Genomic DNA, 14,859 nt, shown 5'->3' on the forward strand with positions numbered 1-14,859 from the left:
TGAGCGCATTGGCAAAGGCAAGCAGTCAAGGTTTGACTGGCAGACAAAAAGCAGCAATATTGTTGATTACATTAGGTCCGGAAGTATCGGCTCAGATTTTCAAACATCTGCGTGACGAGGAGATCGAACAACTTACGTTGGAGATTGCCAACGTTCGCAAGGTTGATTCTTCTGAGAAGGACATGATCATGGCCGAGTTTCACCAGATCTGTCTTGCGCAGGAATATATCTCTCAGGGCGGTATCAATTACGCCAGAGAAATCCTGGAGAAAGCTCTGGGTTCATCCAAAGCACTTGAAGTCATTAATCGTTTGACAGCTACGCTGCAAGTTAGACCATTTGACTTTGCGCGCAAAGCAGATCCGAATCAAATTTTGAACTTTATTCAGAATGAAAGCCCGCAAACGATTGCCCTGGTTCTGTCTTACCTGCAATTCGAACAGGCAGCAGCGATTCTATCATCCTTGCCACAAGAGAAACAGGCAGATGTCGCTCGCCGGGTGGCTGTTATGGATAGTACTTCGCCGGAAGTCATCTCTCAAGTGGAGCGGGTTCTGGAACAGAAACTATCTTCTACCGTAACGCAGGATTACACGAATGCGGGTGGTATTGAATCAATCGTTCAGATTTTGAACGGAGTCGATCGCGGGACAGAGCGTACCATTTTGGACTCGCTCGAGATTCAGGATCCGGAGCTTGCAGAGGAAATCAAAAAACGCATGTTTGTATTCGAAGATATCGTCAATGTGGATGATCGTTCGATTCAGCGCATTATTCGGGATATCGACAACGCAGATTTGCAGCTGGCACTCAAAGTGGCAAGCGAAGAAGTTCGGGATGCCGTGTTCCGGAATATGTCGAAACGGATGTCCGAGACATTCAAAGAAGAGATGGAATTCATGGGACCTGTGCGATTGCGTGATGTTGAGGAAGCTCAGACACGTATCGTAGGAACGATACGCAGATTGGAAGAAGCCGGTGAAATCATTATCGCACGCGGTGGAGGAGATGATATCATTGTCTAATTTGATTAAATCTTTCCAGTATGTACCGGTTGATGACCGTAAAAGACTTGAGAACCATCATCATTATGGGGGTGCCGAGGAGTCTGAAACGGAATTAAATGGTGTGAGTGCTGAAGGTTCTGAAGCTGAAACGCTTCAAGCACGCGTGGACGAAGAAACACAACGTCTCACCGCAGAGATGCTGGAAGATGCCAAGGAGTTTGCAGAAAAGCAAGTACGTGAAGCTTCGGAAGAAGCAGAGCGCATGCTTCAAGAAGCCCGTGAACAGATCGATAGCTGGTGGCAGGAACAACGACAACAGGATGAACATCTGATCGAAGCACTACGTTCACAAGGTTTCCAACAGGGTTTTGAAGAAGGCAAAGTACAAGCAGAACTGGATCTCCAAATGCAGATCGAAAAGATGATGAATGAAGCCCAGGAAGTTCTCCAGGAAGCTTATGTAGCAAAAGATCAGATCATTCAGGAAGCGGAGCCGTTCCTTGTGGATCTCGCTTGTGGGATTGCTGAGAAAGTCATTGATAAGCAACTTACCATTGAACCGGATCATACCTTGGAACTGATTCGTCAAAGTTTGTCACGTAAACGGGAGCAGGGTTTGATCACACTTTGTGTGGCTCCTGATCAATTTGCATTTGTACAGGCAGCTCGCGAAGAATTATCCCTGTCCATTGACTCTCAAGCAGAATTGCAGATTTTGCCTGATTCCACGGTCAAAGACAAAGGATGTGTTATCCGTTCTTCGTTCGGAAGTGTAGATGCGAGAATTGATACACAGCTTGCTGAAATCAAAAAAGAACTGGTCCGCATAGCACTTGAGGATGAGGAGCGAAGAAATCAACATGAAGGTTCTTAGTTCACAGCGATATATGGAACATTTGCGGCAATTTGATCCCGTTCGCATTAACGGCAAAGTTACTCAGGTCATTGGTCTTATGGTTGAGTCAGAAGGGCCAGATGCAAGTATCGGTGACGTATGTTACATCTACCCTGGTAAATCGGCCAAGCCTCTACAGGCCGAAGTCGTTGGGTTTCGAGATAACAAAGTGCTGCTTATGCCACTGGGTGAACTTCAATCCATCGGTCCGGGTTGCGATGTAGTAGGTACTGGTAAACCACTCGGAGTTCAGGTAGGCTCCGAATTGCTCGGTAAAGTGCTGGACGGACTTGGGCAGCCGCTGGACGGTTCCCTTCTCCCATCCAGAATGCCGATGTACTCTACCTCCAATACACCAGTTAATCCAATGGATCGTCCGCGTGTACTTGAAACTATGGGTGTTGGTGTAAGAGCTATCGACGGATTGTTGACCGTAGGTAAGGGACAGCGTGTAGGTATTTTTGCCGGTTCTGGTGTTGGTAAGAGTACATTGATGGGCATGATTGCTCGCAATACAGCAGCAGATGTCAATGTCATCGCGCTTGTGGGTGAACGGGGACGTGAGGTTCGCGACTTTATCGAACGGGATCTGGGGCCAGAAGGATTGGAACGTTCCGTAGTTATTGTTGCAACGTCAGATCAGCCTGCCCTGATTCGTATCAAAGGAGCGGTTATCGCAACCACTATTGCAGAGTACTTCCGAGATCGTGGAATGAACGTGATGCTCATGATGGATTCGGTTACTCGATATGCGATGGCTCAAAGGGAAGTCGGTCTGGCTGTCGGTGAACCTCCGGCAATGAGAGGATATACTCCATCGGTATTTGCGAGTTTGCCCAAACTGCTTGAACGGGCAGGCACAGGGCCTACGGGTTCGATTACAGCCTTTTACACCGTTCTGGTTGATGGGGATGACATGAACGAACCGATCGCGGATGCGGTGAGGGGTATATTGGATGGCCACATTGTGTTAAACCGATCCATTGCGAATAAAGGTCATTTTCCGGCAATCGATGTACTAGCCAGTATAAGTCGTGTCATGAAGGATATTGCTCCCGAAGAGCAGCTGGAAGCTGTTAATAATATGAAGCGTTTGATGGCTGTGTACAAAGAGTCGGAGGATTTGATCAATATTGGAGCTTATCAGCGAGGCTCAAATGCAGCGATTGATGAATCAATAGACCAGATTGATAGCATATGGAACTTTACAAAGCAGAAAGTCGACGAGAAAGTCACCTTAAGTGAAGTACAGGAACGTTTGATTCTTGAATTTGCAAGGAGATGAATGGTTAAGCGATGAAATTTCGGTATCATTTCCAGAAGGTTGTTGACCTGAAGAGTAATGAAAAAACACAGGCAGAGTGGATGTTATCCACAGCGATCGGAAAGCTTCAGACGGAGGAAGAGCATCTGATACAACTTCTGAACGATAGAAATAATCTGGTCGGGATTATCCAATCTGCTACGGAAAATACAGCGTCTGTAAACAGTCTGCAGGAGATGCAGCGATATGTACATCATCTTGACGAGTGCATTTCACGTAAAAACAATGATGTTAAACATGCTCAGGTCAATGTGCAACGGAATCAGACGTTTCTGAACGGTAAGATGGTTGATGAAAAAGTATGGCTTGGAGCGAGAGACAAGGCCAAGATCAAATTTCAGCAGGAGATGCTCCTCCGGGAACAGAACGATCTGGACGAGATGGCTACTGTACGCTTCGCTGCCAAAGCCGGGCGCGCGAATTGATGTGAGCCGGACGCGAAGTTGTCTCGTGAAGGAGGAATGAACGATGGCTGTTAAAGACGATAGCGATATGGAAAAAGAATCGGGAGGCGGATGGGAAAAATTTCTCATGATTTCCATCCCGATTGTATTCACTGTAGTATTGCTGGGCGTATTGCTTACGCTTTTCAATGTAGATATTCGTAATAATTTGTTTGAATTTGCTAACAAGATTCCGGTAGTTAAGGAATGGGTACCTGATCCTGTGCTGGACCCTGAGAAAGATAAGCTGGAGAAGAGTGAGCAGCAGGTTGAAAGTGCTGAAGCGACAATCGAAAAGCTGAAGTCCCAAGTTACGGCAAAAGAAACAGAACTTAAGGCAGCACAGGAAGCGACAACAACTGAGGCGAAGAAAGCAACAGACCTTCAGAAGAAGTTGGATGATGCAGAGAAAGCTGCTGAGACGGCTACAGCGGCAACGCCGGAAACGGAATCCGATTATCAAAAGCAAATAAAAGATTTAGCTAAAATGTATGCTGACATGAGTCCGAGCAAAGCTGCACCAATTTTGCAAAATATGACGAATGAGGAAATGGTCCTGTTGTTGAATGCCATGCAATCATCTGCTCGGACGAAAGTGCTTGAAAAGATGGACCCGAAAACAGCAGCCGATGTCACCATGATGATGAAGGATGCCAAACCTTCCGGAGATCTGGCACTGGATGCACTGCAATCCAGATTGAAGAAAGAAACCGAAGCAACATCAACGACAGCAACAACCACGAGCAAAAACCTGGATAAAAACCAGCTTAGCCAAACGTTTGCTTCGATGTCTGCTTCAAGTGGTGCCAAGCTACTATTGGAAACATATAAGTTGAGTCCAGACAAAACGTTGACCATCCTGAACTCGGTAGATGATGCAACACGCTCTCAATTGCTTGAAAATATGTCTTCAGAGGATTCGGTTGAAACTGCAAAAATACTGAACAGGTTAATGGGCAACAAGTAGACCTGATTCATGTGATATCTGAGAGGAGGTGAAAATAAATGTCGATCGTATATCAAATGACATCCACAGCAACTGCAAAGGCCACAGGGACAGGGAAGACGACTGGAGCACAATCGAAAGGTTCAGCTACAGGTGCTAGTGGTGAATTTCTGCAAACTCTTGCACAATCGTTATCTGGAGGTAACACAGAAGGGGATAGTTCAAGCGCTACGGGAAGTTTAACTGCTAATCCGCTGGTGTTTTCCTTTGCTCCAAGTGAAGACGGAGAAGCGACCTCCATCACGGACATTCTGAATTCATTGTTTTCGGACCTGGATTCACTTGACGAGGCGTTGGAAAATGATCCAGCTTTACTCGCAAGTTTGCAGACTCTGATTCAACAGATGTATGCACAATTAAATGATACTTCAGGCACTAAGGCAGAAGGTTCTGATGAGTCTTCGGATGGAGCGGGAAGCGCTAGTGTAGTACCTGCGATTGAACTGTCGCAGCATCCGGCAGCAGTACGCTTTGTTTTGCAAGATATGCTTACACAGTTAGTAGCTGCGATGAATGAGGCAGAAAGTACTGTTGCGAAGAACGCTCCCGAATTCAAGCATTTGCTGCAATCTCTACAGACGCAACTTCAAGAGGCTGGAATGGATACCACGAGTAACAAGGGATGGACTGAACTGAAATCCATACTGGATACATTGACTGTTGTTAAGGATCAGGCTGTACAGGTCGCTCCAACTACTTCACTTCAATCGTCCAAACAGGATTTGGTCGCACCTCAAGTTCTTGTTGCAGCAGCTACAAATGCTGGAATTCAGGTAAAAGGCGATACAGATACCACATCTGCTTCAAACGCAGGTGGAGAACTGGATCACTCAACCATCATTACGGCGGGGGAACTGTCTTTGCGTACATCAGGTACGACAGCAGGGAAACCGGCTGAACCTGTAATGCAAACATCACAATTTGCCAAAGAAATGACACAGTTTGTTGTTAGCAAGCTGGATATTGTACAACAAAAAGGTTTTTCCGAGGCAACCATCTCACTTCGTCCGGAGCATTTAGGTAAATTGGATGTACAAATCACCTTGCAGAACGGGCAATTGGTTGCACGGTTTATGACAGAGCATATGATGGCCAAAGACATGCTTGAACAACAAATGATGCAGCTGCGTTCTTCACTTCAAGCTCAGGGGATTCAAGTGGAACGACTTGAGGTTACGCAGAACAGTTCAATCGGATCACAGATGTATCAAGATGGAGGCCGTCAATCGGGAAGTAACTCTCAGCAACAGCGTCGTTCACGTGAACGTGAGGAACAATCGGATGATGCTATAGCTACCGCAGGCATTCAGGAAGAATTGCGTAATTGGCGTAGCGAGCAGGTAGAAGGAAACGAATTACAGAGAGATACATTTAGTGCAGAGGCTTAAACAGAAATGAGGTGAGCAAATGGCTACTGAAATTGTTTCAACGAATAATACTTGGCCGAACTATTCCGCTGCTAATAAAGCTACAACAAGTGCTGCAACAAAAGAATTAGGCAAAGATCAGTTTCTAAAAATCCTGATTACCCAACTACAGAACCAAGATCCGATGCAGCCGATGGAGGATAAAGAATTTATAGCCCAAATGGCACAGTTCAGCTCAGTGGAACAACTGGTCAATATTTCGACTCAACTTAAAACGTTGAATCAGTCACTTGGTGCTGTATCCGGTATGATTGGCATGGAGGTAAGCTGGCTTTCTTCTAATAAAGCGGACAACGGAACTCTTCGTCAGGGTATTGTGGATTCCATCATTGTAAGAGATAGTGTTCAATACGCGAAAGTGGGCAATGACGAGATTAAGCTGGATGAGATTATTCAGGTGAATTATCCAAAACAGGCAGAAGAGAATCAAACTCCAGTACAGAACATTCAGGATGTAACCCCTGAATCGAACGAGAGCCAGGAAGCTGAATCAGCTCCTGAAACAGGTGATACGGAAGATAGCGGGAAAACGGTATGAGTGATCGCATAACGGTTGGACAATTATATGCCGGCTCGATTACGCCAAATATGCTTCAAAGACCCAAAGCGGGAGAAGCCTCAGCAACACCCGACAAACCTTTTGCAAAGGTGCTGGAAGATAATCTTCTAAAATTGAGCAATCATGCTGCCAAACGTTTGGAACAGCGTGGTATTGAACTCAAAACGGAGCAGATGGAACAGATTGGTTCTGCTTTGGACAAAGCTGCTGCCAAAGGAGCCAAAGAGTCTCTGATTTTGATGCAGGATATGGCTTTTATCGTCAATGTCAAAAATCGTACAGTGGTTACAGCTATGGATAGTGAAAGCATGAAGGATAATGTGTTCACTCAGATTGATAGTGCCGTAATCATTTCTTGACCGGTTGGCCCTTCTCGGGAGCCGGAATGCCGCTGACCGACTGATGCGGTAACCAAATGAAGACTGGGAGGATTTTTAAAAATGTTGAAATCAATGTACTCAGGCGTTTCCGGGATGCGGGGTTTTCAAACCAAACTCGATGTAATTGGTAACAATATTGCGAACGTAAACACGGTTGGCTTCAAAGGCAGTCGGGTTATGTTCAAAGATATTATGAGCCAAACAACTGCAGGTGTTACTGCCCCTGGAGATGAAAACGGTGGTGTGAATGCGAAGCAGATCGGACTGGGTGTTTCTGTAGGTTCGATCGATACCTTGCATTTAGCGGGTAGTCCAATGACGACTAATAATCCGACCGATCTGCGTCTTAATGGTGATGGATTTTTCCTCGTAACACTTGGTGGTGAGCAGGAAGTCCCCTTTTTGACTCGTGCAGGAGATTTTCATGTGGATGCTAACCGTAACCTGGTTACTTCGGATGGTTTGTTCGTTGTTGATGGTGGTGGGGAACCTATCACACTTGATGAAGCTGTCGTATCATTTACAATCGGACAGGATGGCTTCATCAATCAGACGATGGATGACGGAACAACTGAAGCTGGTGCTCAATTGGGTATAGGTAAGGTAACAAACCCTGAGGGTCTCGAAAAAATCGGTGGTAACTTGTATCGCATAACAGCCAATGCTAACGCAGAGGGCGCATTCGATATTGTAACTGCTAATAGTACTGAGTTTGGAACAGGTGCCGTCATTGCTGGACAGCTCGAGATGTCAAACGTGGATCTGACTAGTGAATTTACAGAGATGATCGTAGCTCAACGTGGATTCCAGGCAAACTCCCGGATCATTACAACGTCGGATGAAGTGCTTCAGGAAGTTGTTAACCTGAAACGTTAATAGCTGATTAGTGAATTAAAAACGTGGGGGAGCTTGCTCCTCCCACACTGATCGAGGGGGCTTAGCATGATTTCGGTTACGCGGTTAAATGGTTCTCCCATGTGGTTAAATGCGCTGATGGTTGAAATTGTCGAAGAGACACCGGACACGTATATTACTCTGGTAACTGGAAAGAGACTGATTGTGCTTGAGAAAGCCGATGAAGTTATTTCCAAAATTAAAGATTACAACCGTGAAATCGGGGTTCAGGCAGCCACTATCAAAGTGCAGCAAACGGAGGAATCCTGATGAAAAAGATGATGCCCTGGCTTGCAACAATGTTGCTTGCAATAACACTCATTGTGGTGGTTGTGTTTGTATTTATGCAAGGACAGAATGACACACATACTGCTGCAGCTTCTGAACCCAAGAAGATGACTGCCGATGAGATTGTAGAAGTTTCCTCAGAGCTTGGAGAGATTAAAACCAATTTGGCTGATACAGATCATGTTGTAGTCGTCAGTTTCTCATTCAAGTTGTCTGACGTAAAAGCCAAGGAAGATTTTGAGAAAATTAAAGAAATTGTAGTGAAACCGATTATCATTCAGACTCTTGCAGATACAAAGTCTGAGGAACTGGCTACAGCGAAGGGCCGGATACTATTTAACGAGAAATTAACCGGTCTTATTAATGAAGCTTTACCAGAAGGTAATTTAAGTAGTACGAGCTTTTCATCCATTGTGATAGCAACGATGTAAATGAACAGAACATGCTGTAGACCTGTAAGGGGGTGAGAACATGGTGGATGTATTATCACAAAATGAGATTGACGCCCTATTAGCTGCCCTTTCTTCTGGTGAAATGGACGCAGAAGAATTGAAGAAGGAAGAAACTCAAAAGAAAATTAGATCGTACGATTTTAAGCGGGCAGTGCGTTTTTCCAAAGACCATATTCGAAGCTTGACTCGTATTCACGAAAACTTTGCACGCTTTCTCACCACTTATTTTTCAGCCCAACTGCGGACGTTCGTTCAAATCAATGTCGTTCAGGTCGAACAGTTGCCTTATGATGAGTTTATCCGTTCTATTCCTAAGATGACGATATTGAACATTTTTGAAGCGGAGCCACTACAGGGGCGAATGGTGATGGAAGTCCATCCCAATGTGGGATATGCGATGTTGGATCGCCTGCTTGGTGGAACAGGAAGTGCTCCGACCAAGATCGCATCGATGACGGAGATTGAGACGACCATCATGGAGCGGATATTCAGCCGTGCATTTGAAAGTTTGCAGGAAGCATGGAAGACCGTGCTGGATATTTCCCCGAGGATGGAAGCGCTGGAGACGAATCCGCAATTTATGCAGATTGTATCTCCCAATGAGACCATTGCTCTGATCTCGCTCAGTACCAAAATTGGTGACACGACAGGCATGATCAATCTATGTATACCGCATGTCGTTCTTGAACCTATTATGTCACGGTTGTCAACTCATCAGTGGTTTGTTTCGGAGAAGAAAACGAGAGCTCCAGAAGAATATGAAGCTCTACGAGAGCGTGTGAACAAAGCCAAATTACCCGTCGTAGCGGAATTGGGAGAATCCAGAATTTCAATTGCCGAATTTTTGGGTCTGTCTGTTGGTGATGTCATTACATTGAACAAACCAGTTGATGAGGGGCTTTCCATTAAAGTGGGTGACAAACTGAAGTACATGGGCAGTCCGGGAACAATCAAGGACCGTGTGGCTGTGCAAATAGACGAGATTGTCACCGAAGGAGTTGAAGAATTTGACGAGTAAGGATTATTTATCCCAGGAAGAAATCGATGCTTTGCTCAGGCAATCGGAATCGATGAACAGTTCAGAGCCAGCAGAGAAAACGGTTGATGATTATTTGACTGAGCTGGAACAGGATGCCTTGGGGGAGATTGGTAACATTACATTTGGTAGCGCGGCAACAGCTTTATCCACGCTATTGGGCCTAAAAGTAGATATTACAACACCTAAGGTTTCCATCATTAGTCGAACGCAGTTTGAAGAAGCGTTTCCCAAGCCGCATGTTGCCGTTCATGTGAATTACGTGGATGGATTCGAAGGCATTAACTCGTTGGTCATCAAGAAGAGAGATGCTCAAGTCATCGCTGATCTGATGTTGGGTGGGGAAGGAAATCCGGTTGATGAAGAACTGAATGAAATCCATATTAGTGCCGTACAGGAAGCGATGAACCAGATGATGGGTTCCTCCGCTACTTCCATGTCCACGATCTTCAATCGTTTTGTGAATATCTCCCCTCCGGGAATCGATATTCTTAATTTGGAGAGTGGCGAGGGTGTAAGTAATCTTCCAGAAGATGAGACCCTGATTCAAGTTTCATTCCGTTTGTTAATCGGAGACCTGATTGATTCCAATCTGATGCAGTTGCTTCCCGTGCATTTTGCCAAAAACATGGTTGATATGCTGATTGGAGGTGCTCAGGAGTCAACTGCCAGCGTACCAGTGGCATCAACACCTGAACCCGCACCAGCTGTAGTACCAGCAACGCCACCACCGGTTGCGGAGCAACCACCCGTTCAGCAACAGGTTCCACAGGCTCCACAACAGCCTGCTCAGGAACACAACGGATATGGACAGGCTCCAATGGGGATGCCGCAAGGTATGCCGCCACAGCAACCTTATGGCATGCCGCCGCAGCAACCTTATGGTACACCTCAACATTACGGTGGAATGCCAAATAGGAATGTTAACGTACAGCCCGTTCAATTCGCTAATTTGCAAAATGGAGCGTATGGTCAGGTAGACGAAAACAATTTGAATTTATTGATGGACATTCCCCTTAAAGTCACCGTAGAATTAGGAAGGACCCAGAAGCAAATTAAAGATATATTGGAACTGTCACAGGGATCAATTGTCGAACTGGATAAGTTGGCCGGTGAACCTGTCGATATTTTGGTGAATAACAAACTGATTGCCAAGGGAGAAGTTGTCGTTATTGACGAAAACTTTGGTGTTCGTGTCATAGATATCGTTAGCCAATGGGACCGAATTCAGAAATTACAATAAGCACAATTTAGGGAGGACTTGAATCAAGATGGCAAACCGAATTTTAGTCGTAGACGACGCTGCATTTATGAGAATGATGATCCGGGACATTTTGTCCAAAAATGGATATGAGGTTGTTGGTGAGGCACAGGATGGCTCACAAGCAATTGAGAAATTTAAAGAGCTTCGCCCGGATCTGATCACAATGGATATTACTATGCCTGAGATGGATGGCATTGCAGCTTTGAAAGAGATCAAGAAGATTGATGCTAACGCAAAAGTGATTATGTGCTCTGCGATGGGTCAACAAGCGATGGTAATCGACGCCATTCAAGCGGGTGCCAAAGACTTTATCGTTAAACCTTTCCAATCTGACCGGGTTATCGAAGCAATTAGCAAGACACTGGGCGTTTAAGAGACATGATGATGGCTCAGGGTGATATTCCAGGAGGAACTGGCGTAGGAGCCAATTATTATTTACAGCTTATATGGGTGATTGTTGTCCTGGCCGTCATCCTGGCCCTTATTGTCTATCTGATCCGGTTTTTAAACAAACGGAATCAGCAGTGGTCCCGTCACGGCACGATTCGTACTCTGGGCGGGGTCGGACTGGGACAAAACAAGTCGCTGCAAATTATCGAAATTGGTGGAAGTGTATATCTGCTTGGTGTAGGTGAAGACATCCAGTTGGTGGATAAAGTTTCCGATCTGGAAGAGGCGCAAAGAATCATTGAATCATTCGAACGAGATGCTGCTGCTCAACAAGGGAATCTCTCGCCTCTCATTACCAAGCTCGCAAAACGCTTCCGTAAAGATGAACCGCCGCGGGAAATGGAACTGGAGGACACAACTTCTTTTCACGAAATGTTTGAATCCAAACTTCGGCAGATCCCTAACCGCAAAGAGAAGATGGAGAAGCTCCTGGATAAAGACAATACTACAGATCGGTCGAGGGATTCATGAAGAAAAAGATTTGGTTAGCTTGTTGTTTGATGGGACTTATCAGTCTGGCATCGGTCACGGTTGCTTTTGCCGAGCCCATTCCGAATATCGATATTCAAATCGGAAACGGTGATGGGGGAACACCAAGCACGAGTTCACTGTCCATTATCCTGTTGATCACGGTGCTTAGTATTGCACCAGCAATGCTGGTGCTGATGACCAGTTTTACTCGGATTGTGATTGTTCTAGGTTTTGTACGTACCTCTTTGGGTACACAGCAAATGCCACCCAATCAGGTGCTTGTCGGTTTGGCACTTTTTATGACACTTTTCATCATGTCACCAACGTTGTCTTCCATTAATCAGGTAGCACTCCAGCCTTATCTTCAGGGAGACATTAACCAAACCGAAGCACTTGAAAAAGCAGCGGATCCCATAAAGAAATTTATGTTTTCTCACACCAGAGAAAAAGATCTGTTGCTGTTTATGAAGTACAATCAGACCGAAAAGCCGGAAACGTATCAGGATATTCCAATTACAGTTATGGTACCGGCATATGTAATCAGTGAGTTGAAGACAGCATTCCAGATGGGGTTTATGATTTTCATTCCGTTTCTGGTTATAGATATTGTTGTCGCGAGTACACTCATGGCGATGGGTATGATGATGCTTCCGCCGGTCATGATCTCATTACCTTTTAAAATACTACTCTTTGTCCTTGTGGACGGGTGGTATCTGGTTGTCAAGTCACTGTTGCTGAGTTTTAACACTTGAGCCGGAAGGTTAAAGGAGGACGGTCGTGACTTCGGAATTTATTATCGGTCTGGCCGGGAAAGCGGTATACACGTCATTGCTGGCCAGTGCACCCATGCTTATACTAGCTCTGGTTGTAGGACTTGCAATCAGTATTTTTCAAGCGACAACTCAAATTCAGGAACAAACATTAGCTTTTGTGCCCAAGATTGTTGCCGTACTTCTGGCGGTACTTTTGTTTGGACCGTGGATATTGAATATATTAGTCGATTTTACGTACAACATCCTCGATAATCTATACAGATACATAGGATAGGCTTTAGCAGATGGAGACATTATTGCAAAGTTTACCTGTTGCTCTGCTTATCTTTTGTCGAATTACATCATTTTTTGTAACAGCGCCGGTCTTTTCGGCTCGAAATGTACCGACCTCAATCAAAATTGGTCTGTCAGCTTTTGTCACATTGACTGTATATATGATATATGGCATAAACCAGACCGTGCCGACAGATCTGAGCTATATATTACTCATCATTAGAGAGATTTTGATTGGCCTGCTTTTAGGATTTGTTGCCTATCTGTTGATGACAGCTGTACAGACTGCAGGAACCTTTATTGACCTTCAAATCGGTTTTGGTATGGCTAATGTATATGATCCCATGACTGGTGCTTCAGCTCCACTTACAGGTAACTTTAAGTATGCATTTGCTATGCTTCTGTTTCTAACGATGAACGGACATCATTATTTACTGGATGCGATTGTCTATAGTTACCGTTGGGTGCCTTTATCCAATGTGTTTTTCCTACGGTTGGCAGACGGAAGTCTTGCTGAATTTTTAGTTCGTACATTAGGTCAATCATTTATGCTTGCTTTTCAAATGTCTGCTCCGATTGTAGTAGCTTTATTTTTGACGGATGTAGGATTGGGTTTTTTAGCTAAAACAGCTCCTCAATTTAATGTGTTTGCAGTCGGAATGCCGCTTAAAGTACTCGTCGGGCTTGCTATTATGCTTTTACTGGTTCCCAGCTTCGCTTTTGTATTCAGTCAATTGTTCGAGGCGATATTTAGATCCATGGAAAAATTGCTTGGAACCATTGGACAAAGGCCGGGGTGAGTGAAACGGAGGATATGATTCGGATGAAACTTCAACTCGACCTCCAGTTGTTTGCAGGGGAGAAGACGGAGAAAGCTACCCCGAAAAAGAGACAGGATACACGTAAAAAGGGACAGGTTGTCAAAAGCATGGAGCTATCGGGTGCTTCAATTCTCCTGTTCTCATTCTTGATCATGATGGTTTTCAGTGAATTCTACAAGGTACGTACAGTTAGACTTTTTACAGATATTTTCATCAATCGCCTGAGCATGGACATCAACGGTGAAAATGTAATGACACTATTGATGCGCTATGGCATTGAAGTGATGTTGTTGCTCGCTCCTATTTTGTTAGGAGCAGTCTTAGTTGCATTAATTGTCAACTATATGCAGGTTGGTTTTCTACTTGTGGGTGAAGGCTTGAAGCCGAAACTCGAGAAGTTGGATCCGATTAAAGGGTTTAAAAATATTTTTTCTCTTCGTTCATTGGTTGAATTTGCGAAATCCGTTCTCAAAATGTCAATCATTGGCTACCTTGTATACAGCACAATTGTAAGTTATCAATCCGATATTGCTTCACTTTCTCATTTTTCATTGGATGCTATCTTACATTTTGCTGCTTCAATTACTTTGAGTCTGGGGGTCAAGATTGCTGTTGCGCTGATGATACTTGCTATATTTGATTACATGTACCAGAAGTACGATCATGAGAAAAAAATCCGCATGTCCAAGCAAGATATCAAGGACGAGTATAAGAAAATGGAAGGTGATCCGCTGATCAAAGGTAAGATTCGGGAACGTCAGCGTCGCATGGCTATGCAGCGTATGATGCAGGAAGTACCGAATGCGGATGTAATCATCACGAACCCGACCCACTTTGCCATTGCGCTAAAGTATGAAGGTTCCGAGATGGAGGCTCCGCAGATTATTGCCAAAGGTCAGGACTATGTCGCCTTGCGTATTAAGGAAATTGCCAAAGAGCACGGGGTTATTACGATGGAAAACAAGCCGCTGGCACGGGCATTGTTCCAGAGAGCCGAGATTGGTGACGCCATACCGGCCGATTTGTTTCAAGCGGTAGCCGAAGTGCTGGCTTATGTATATAAACTAAAGGGCAGAACGAAATAAAAGGGGATCGG

Annotated in this window: 19 protein-coding genes; all 19 read left to right on the forward strand. The window is 44.9% G+C overall.

What is annotated here, in order from left to right:
- The first annotated feature begins 8 nt into the window (after positions 1 to 8).
- A complete protein-coding gene (gene fliG, locus M1D71_RS10435; RefSeq protein WP_047842476.1) occupies positions 9 to 1,025 on the forward strand; it encodes a flagellar motor switch protein FliG in 1,017 nt (338 codons plus the stop codon).
- A complete protein-coding gene (locus M1D71_RS10440; RefSeq protein WP_458126376.1) occupies positions 1,018 to 1,881 on the forward strand; it encodes a FliH/SctL family protein in 864 nt (287 codons plus the stop codon). Before fliG ends, M1D71_RS10440 begins: the two co-directional genes overlap by 8 nt.
- On the forward strand, positions 1,868 to 3,187 hold the full coding sequence (fliI, locus tag M1D71_RS10445; RefSeq protein ID WP_036609365.1) for a flagellar protein export ATPase FliI: 1,320 nt from the start codon (positions 1,868 to 1,870) through the stop codon (positions 3,185 to 3,187). Before M1D71_RS10440 ends, fliI begins: the two co-directional genes overlap by 14 nt.
- Before the next feature lie 11 nt (positions 3,188 to 3,198).
- Positions 3,199 to 3,651 carry a flagellar export protein FliJ gene (fliJ, locus tag M1D71_RS10450; protein WP_307413693.1) on the forward strand — a complete coding sequence of 151 codons (453 nt, stop codon included), beginning with the start codon at positions 3,199 to 3,201 and terminating at the stop codon, positions 3,649 to 3,651.
- A gap of 43 nt (positions 3,652 to 3,694) precedes the next feature.
- A complete protein-coding gene (locus M1D71_RS10455; protein ID WP_458126377.1) occupies positions 3,695 to 4,636 on the forward strand; it encodes a MotE family protein in 942 nt (313 codons plus the stop codon).
- Between the two features lie 38 nt (positions 4,637 to 4,674).
- Positions 4,675 to 6,063, forward strand: a complete 1,389-nt coding sequence (locus tag M1D71_RS10460) for a flagellar hook-length control protein FliK (RefSeq protein ID WP_458126378.1) — start codon at positions 4,675 to 4,677, stop codon at positions 6,061 to 6,063.
- A 19-nt stretch (positions 6,064 to 6,082) separates the two neighbouring features.
- Positions 6,083 to 6,640: a flagellar hook capping FlgD N-terminal domain-containing protein gene (locus M1D71_RS10465; RefSeq protein ID WP_458126379.1), complete on the forward strand. Its 558-nt coding sequence runs from the start codon at positions 6,083 to 6,085 to the stop codon at positions 6,638 to 6,640.
- A 50-nt stretch (positions 6,641 to 6,690) separates the two neighbouring features.
- Entirely contained in the window at positions 6,691 to 7,020 is a 330-nt protein-coding gene (locus tag M1D71_RS10470; protein WP_458127215.1) for a TIGR02530 family flagellar biosynthesis protein, read from the forward strand.
- An 81-nt stretch (positions 7,021 to 7,101) separates the two neighbouring features.
- Positions 7,102 to 7,917, forward strand: coding sequence for a flagellar basal body rod protein FlgG (gene flgG, locus M1D71_RS10475; RefSeq protein WP_458126380.1), 816 nt, complete (start codon positions 7,102 to 7,104; stop codon positions 7,915 to 7,917).
- Between the two features lie 66 nt (positions 7,918 to 7,983).
- Positions 7,984 to 8,205: a flagellar FlbD family protein gene (locus tag M1D71_RS10480; RefSeq protein WP_024630220.1), complete on the forward strand. Its 222-nt coding sequence runs from the start codon at positions 7,984 to 7,986 to the stop codon at positions 8,203 to 8,205.
- Positions 8,205 to 8,654, forward strand: a complete 450-nt coding sequence (locus M1D71_RS10485) for a flagellar basal body-associated FliL family protein (protein ID WP_458126381.1) — start codon at positions 8,205 to 8,207, stop codon at positions 8,652 to 8,654. Before M1D71_RS10480 ends, M1D71_RS10485 begins: the two co-directional genes overlap by 1 nt.
- Before the next feature lie 40 nt (positions 8,655 to 8,694).
- Positions 8,695 to 9,693: a flagellar motor switch protein FliM gene (gene fliM, locus M1D71_RS10490; protein WP_145318898.1), complete on the forward strand. Its 999-nt coding sequence runs from the start codon at positions 8,695 to 8,697 to the stop codon at positions 9,691 to 9,693.
- Complete coding sequence (gene fliY, locus M1D71_RS10495; protein ID WP_458126382.1) at positions 9,683 to 10,954, forward strand: flagellar motor switch phosphatase FliY; 1,272 nt, start codon at positions 9,683 to 9,685, stop codon at positions 10,952 to 10,954. Before fliM ends, fliY begins: the two co-directional genes overlap by 11 nt.
- 28 nt (positions 10,955 to 10,982) lie before the next feature.
- Complete coding sequence (locus tag M1D71_RS10500; protein WP_017689175.1) at positions 10,983 to 11,348, forward strand: response regulator; 366 nt, start codon at positions 10,983 to 10,985, stop codon at positions 11,346 to 11,348.
- Positions 11,349 to 11,359: 11 nt separating this feature from the next.
- Positions 11,360 to 11,896 (forward strand): flagellar biosynthetic protein FliO, encoded by a 537-nt coding sequence (locus M1D71_RS10505; protein WP_458127216.1) that lies wholly within the window; start codon positions 11,360 to 11,362, stop codon positions 11,894 to 11,896.
- Complete coding sequence (gene fliP, locus M1D71_RS10510; RefSeq protein WP_458126383.1) at positions 11,893 to 12,648, forward strand: flagellar type III secretion system pore protein FliP; 756 nt, start codon at positions 11,893 to 11,895, stop codon at positions 12,646 to 12,648. The genes M1D71_RS10505 and fliP overlap by 4 nt, the downstream gene beginning before the upstream one ends.
- 25 nt (positions 12,649 to 12,673) lie before the next feature.
- Entirely contained in the window at positions 12,674 to 12,943 is a 270-nt protein-coding gene (gene fliQ, locus M1D71_RS10515) for a flagellar biosynthesis protein FliQ (protein WP_076330675.1), read from the forward strand.
- Positions 12,944 to 12,953: 10 nt separating this feature from the next.
- Positions 12,954 to 13,742 carry a flagellar biosynthetic protein FliR gene (fliR, locus tag M1D71_RS10520; protein ID WP_458126384.1) on the forward strand — a complete coding sequence of 263 codons (789 nt, stop codon included), beginning with the start codon at positions 12,954 to 12,956 and terminating at the stop codon, positions 13,740 to 13,742.
- Between the two features lie 23 nt (positions 13,743 to 13,765).
- Entirely contained in the window at positions 13,766 to 14,848 is a 1,083-nt protein-coding gene (gene flhB, locus M1D71_RS10525) for a flagellar biosynthesis protein FlhB (RefSeq protein ID WP_458126385.1), read from the forward strand.
- Positions 14,849 to 14,859 lie beyond the last annotated feature (11 nt).

The sequence above is a fragment of the Paenibacillus sp. Z3-2 genome (assembly GCF_054161325.1).

Coding starts and splice junctions, on each gene's coding strand:
- M1D71_RS10480 (WP_024630220.1), top strand. CDS start 7,984: ATGATTTCGGTTACGCGGTTAAATGGTTCTCCCATGTGGTTAAATGCG.
- fliP (WP_458126383.1), top strand. CDS start 11,893: ATGAAGAAAAAGATTTGGTTAGCTTGTTGTTTGATGGGACTTATCAGT.
- fliR (WP_458126384.1), top strand. CDS start 12,954: ATGGAGACATTATTGCAAAGTTTACCTGTTGCTCTGCTTATCTTTTGT.
- M1D71_RS10485 (WP_458126381.1), top strand. CDS start 8,205: ATGAAAAAGATGATGCCCTGGCTTGCAACAATGTTGCTTGCAATAACA.
- M1D71_RS10465 (WP_458126379.1), top strand. CDS start 6,083: ATGGCTACTGAAATTGTTTCAACGAATAATACTTGGCCGAACTATTCC.
- M1D71_RS10500 (WP_017689175.1), top strand. CDS start 10,983: ATGGCAAACCGAATTTTAGTCGTAGACGACGCTGCATTTATGAGAATG.
- fliI (WP_036609365.1), top strand. CDS start 1,868: ATGAAGGTTCTTAGTTCACAGCGATATATGGAACATTTGCGGCAATTT.
- flhB (WP_458126385.1), top strand. CDS start 13,766: ATGAAACTTCAACTCGACCTCCAGTTGTTTGCAGGGGAGAAGACGGAG.
- M1D71_RS10460 (WP_458126378.1), top strand. CDS start 4,675: ATGTCGATCGTATATCAAATGACATCCACAGCAACTGCAAAGGCCACA.
- M1D71_RS10505 (WP_458127216.1), top strand. CDS start 11,360: ATGGCTCAGGGTGATATTCCAGGAGGAACTGGCGTAGGAGCCAATTAT.
- fliJ (WP_307413693.1), top strand. CDS start 3,199: ATGAAATTTCGGTATCATTTCCAGAAGGTTGTTGACCTGAAGAGTAAT.
- M1D71_RS10470 (WP_458127215.1), top strand. CDS start 6,691: ATGCTTCAAAGACCCAAAGCGGGAGAAGCCTCAGCAACACCCGACAAA.
- flgG (WP_458126380.1), top strand. CDS start 7,102: ATGTTGAAATCAATGTACTCAGGCGTTTCCGGGATGCGGGGTTTTCAA.
- M1D71_RS10455 (WP_458126377.1), top strand. CDS start 3,695: ATGGCTGTTAAAGACGATAGCGATATGGAAAAAGAATCGGGAGGCGGA.
- fliM (WP_145318898.1), top strand. CDS start 8,695: ATGGTGGATGTATTATCACAAAATGAGATTGACGCCCTATTAGCTGCC.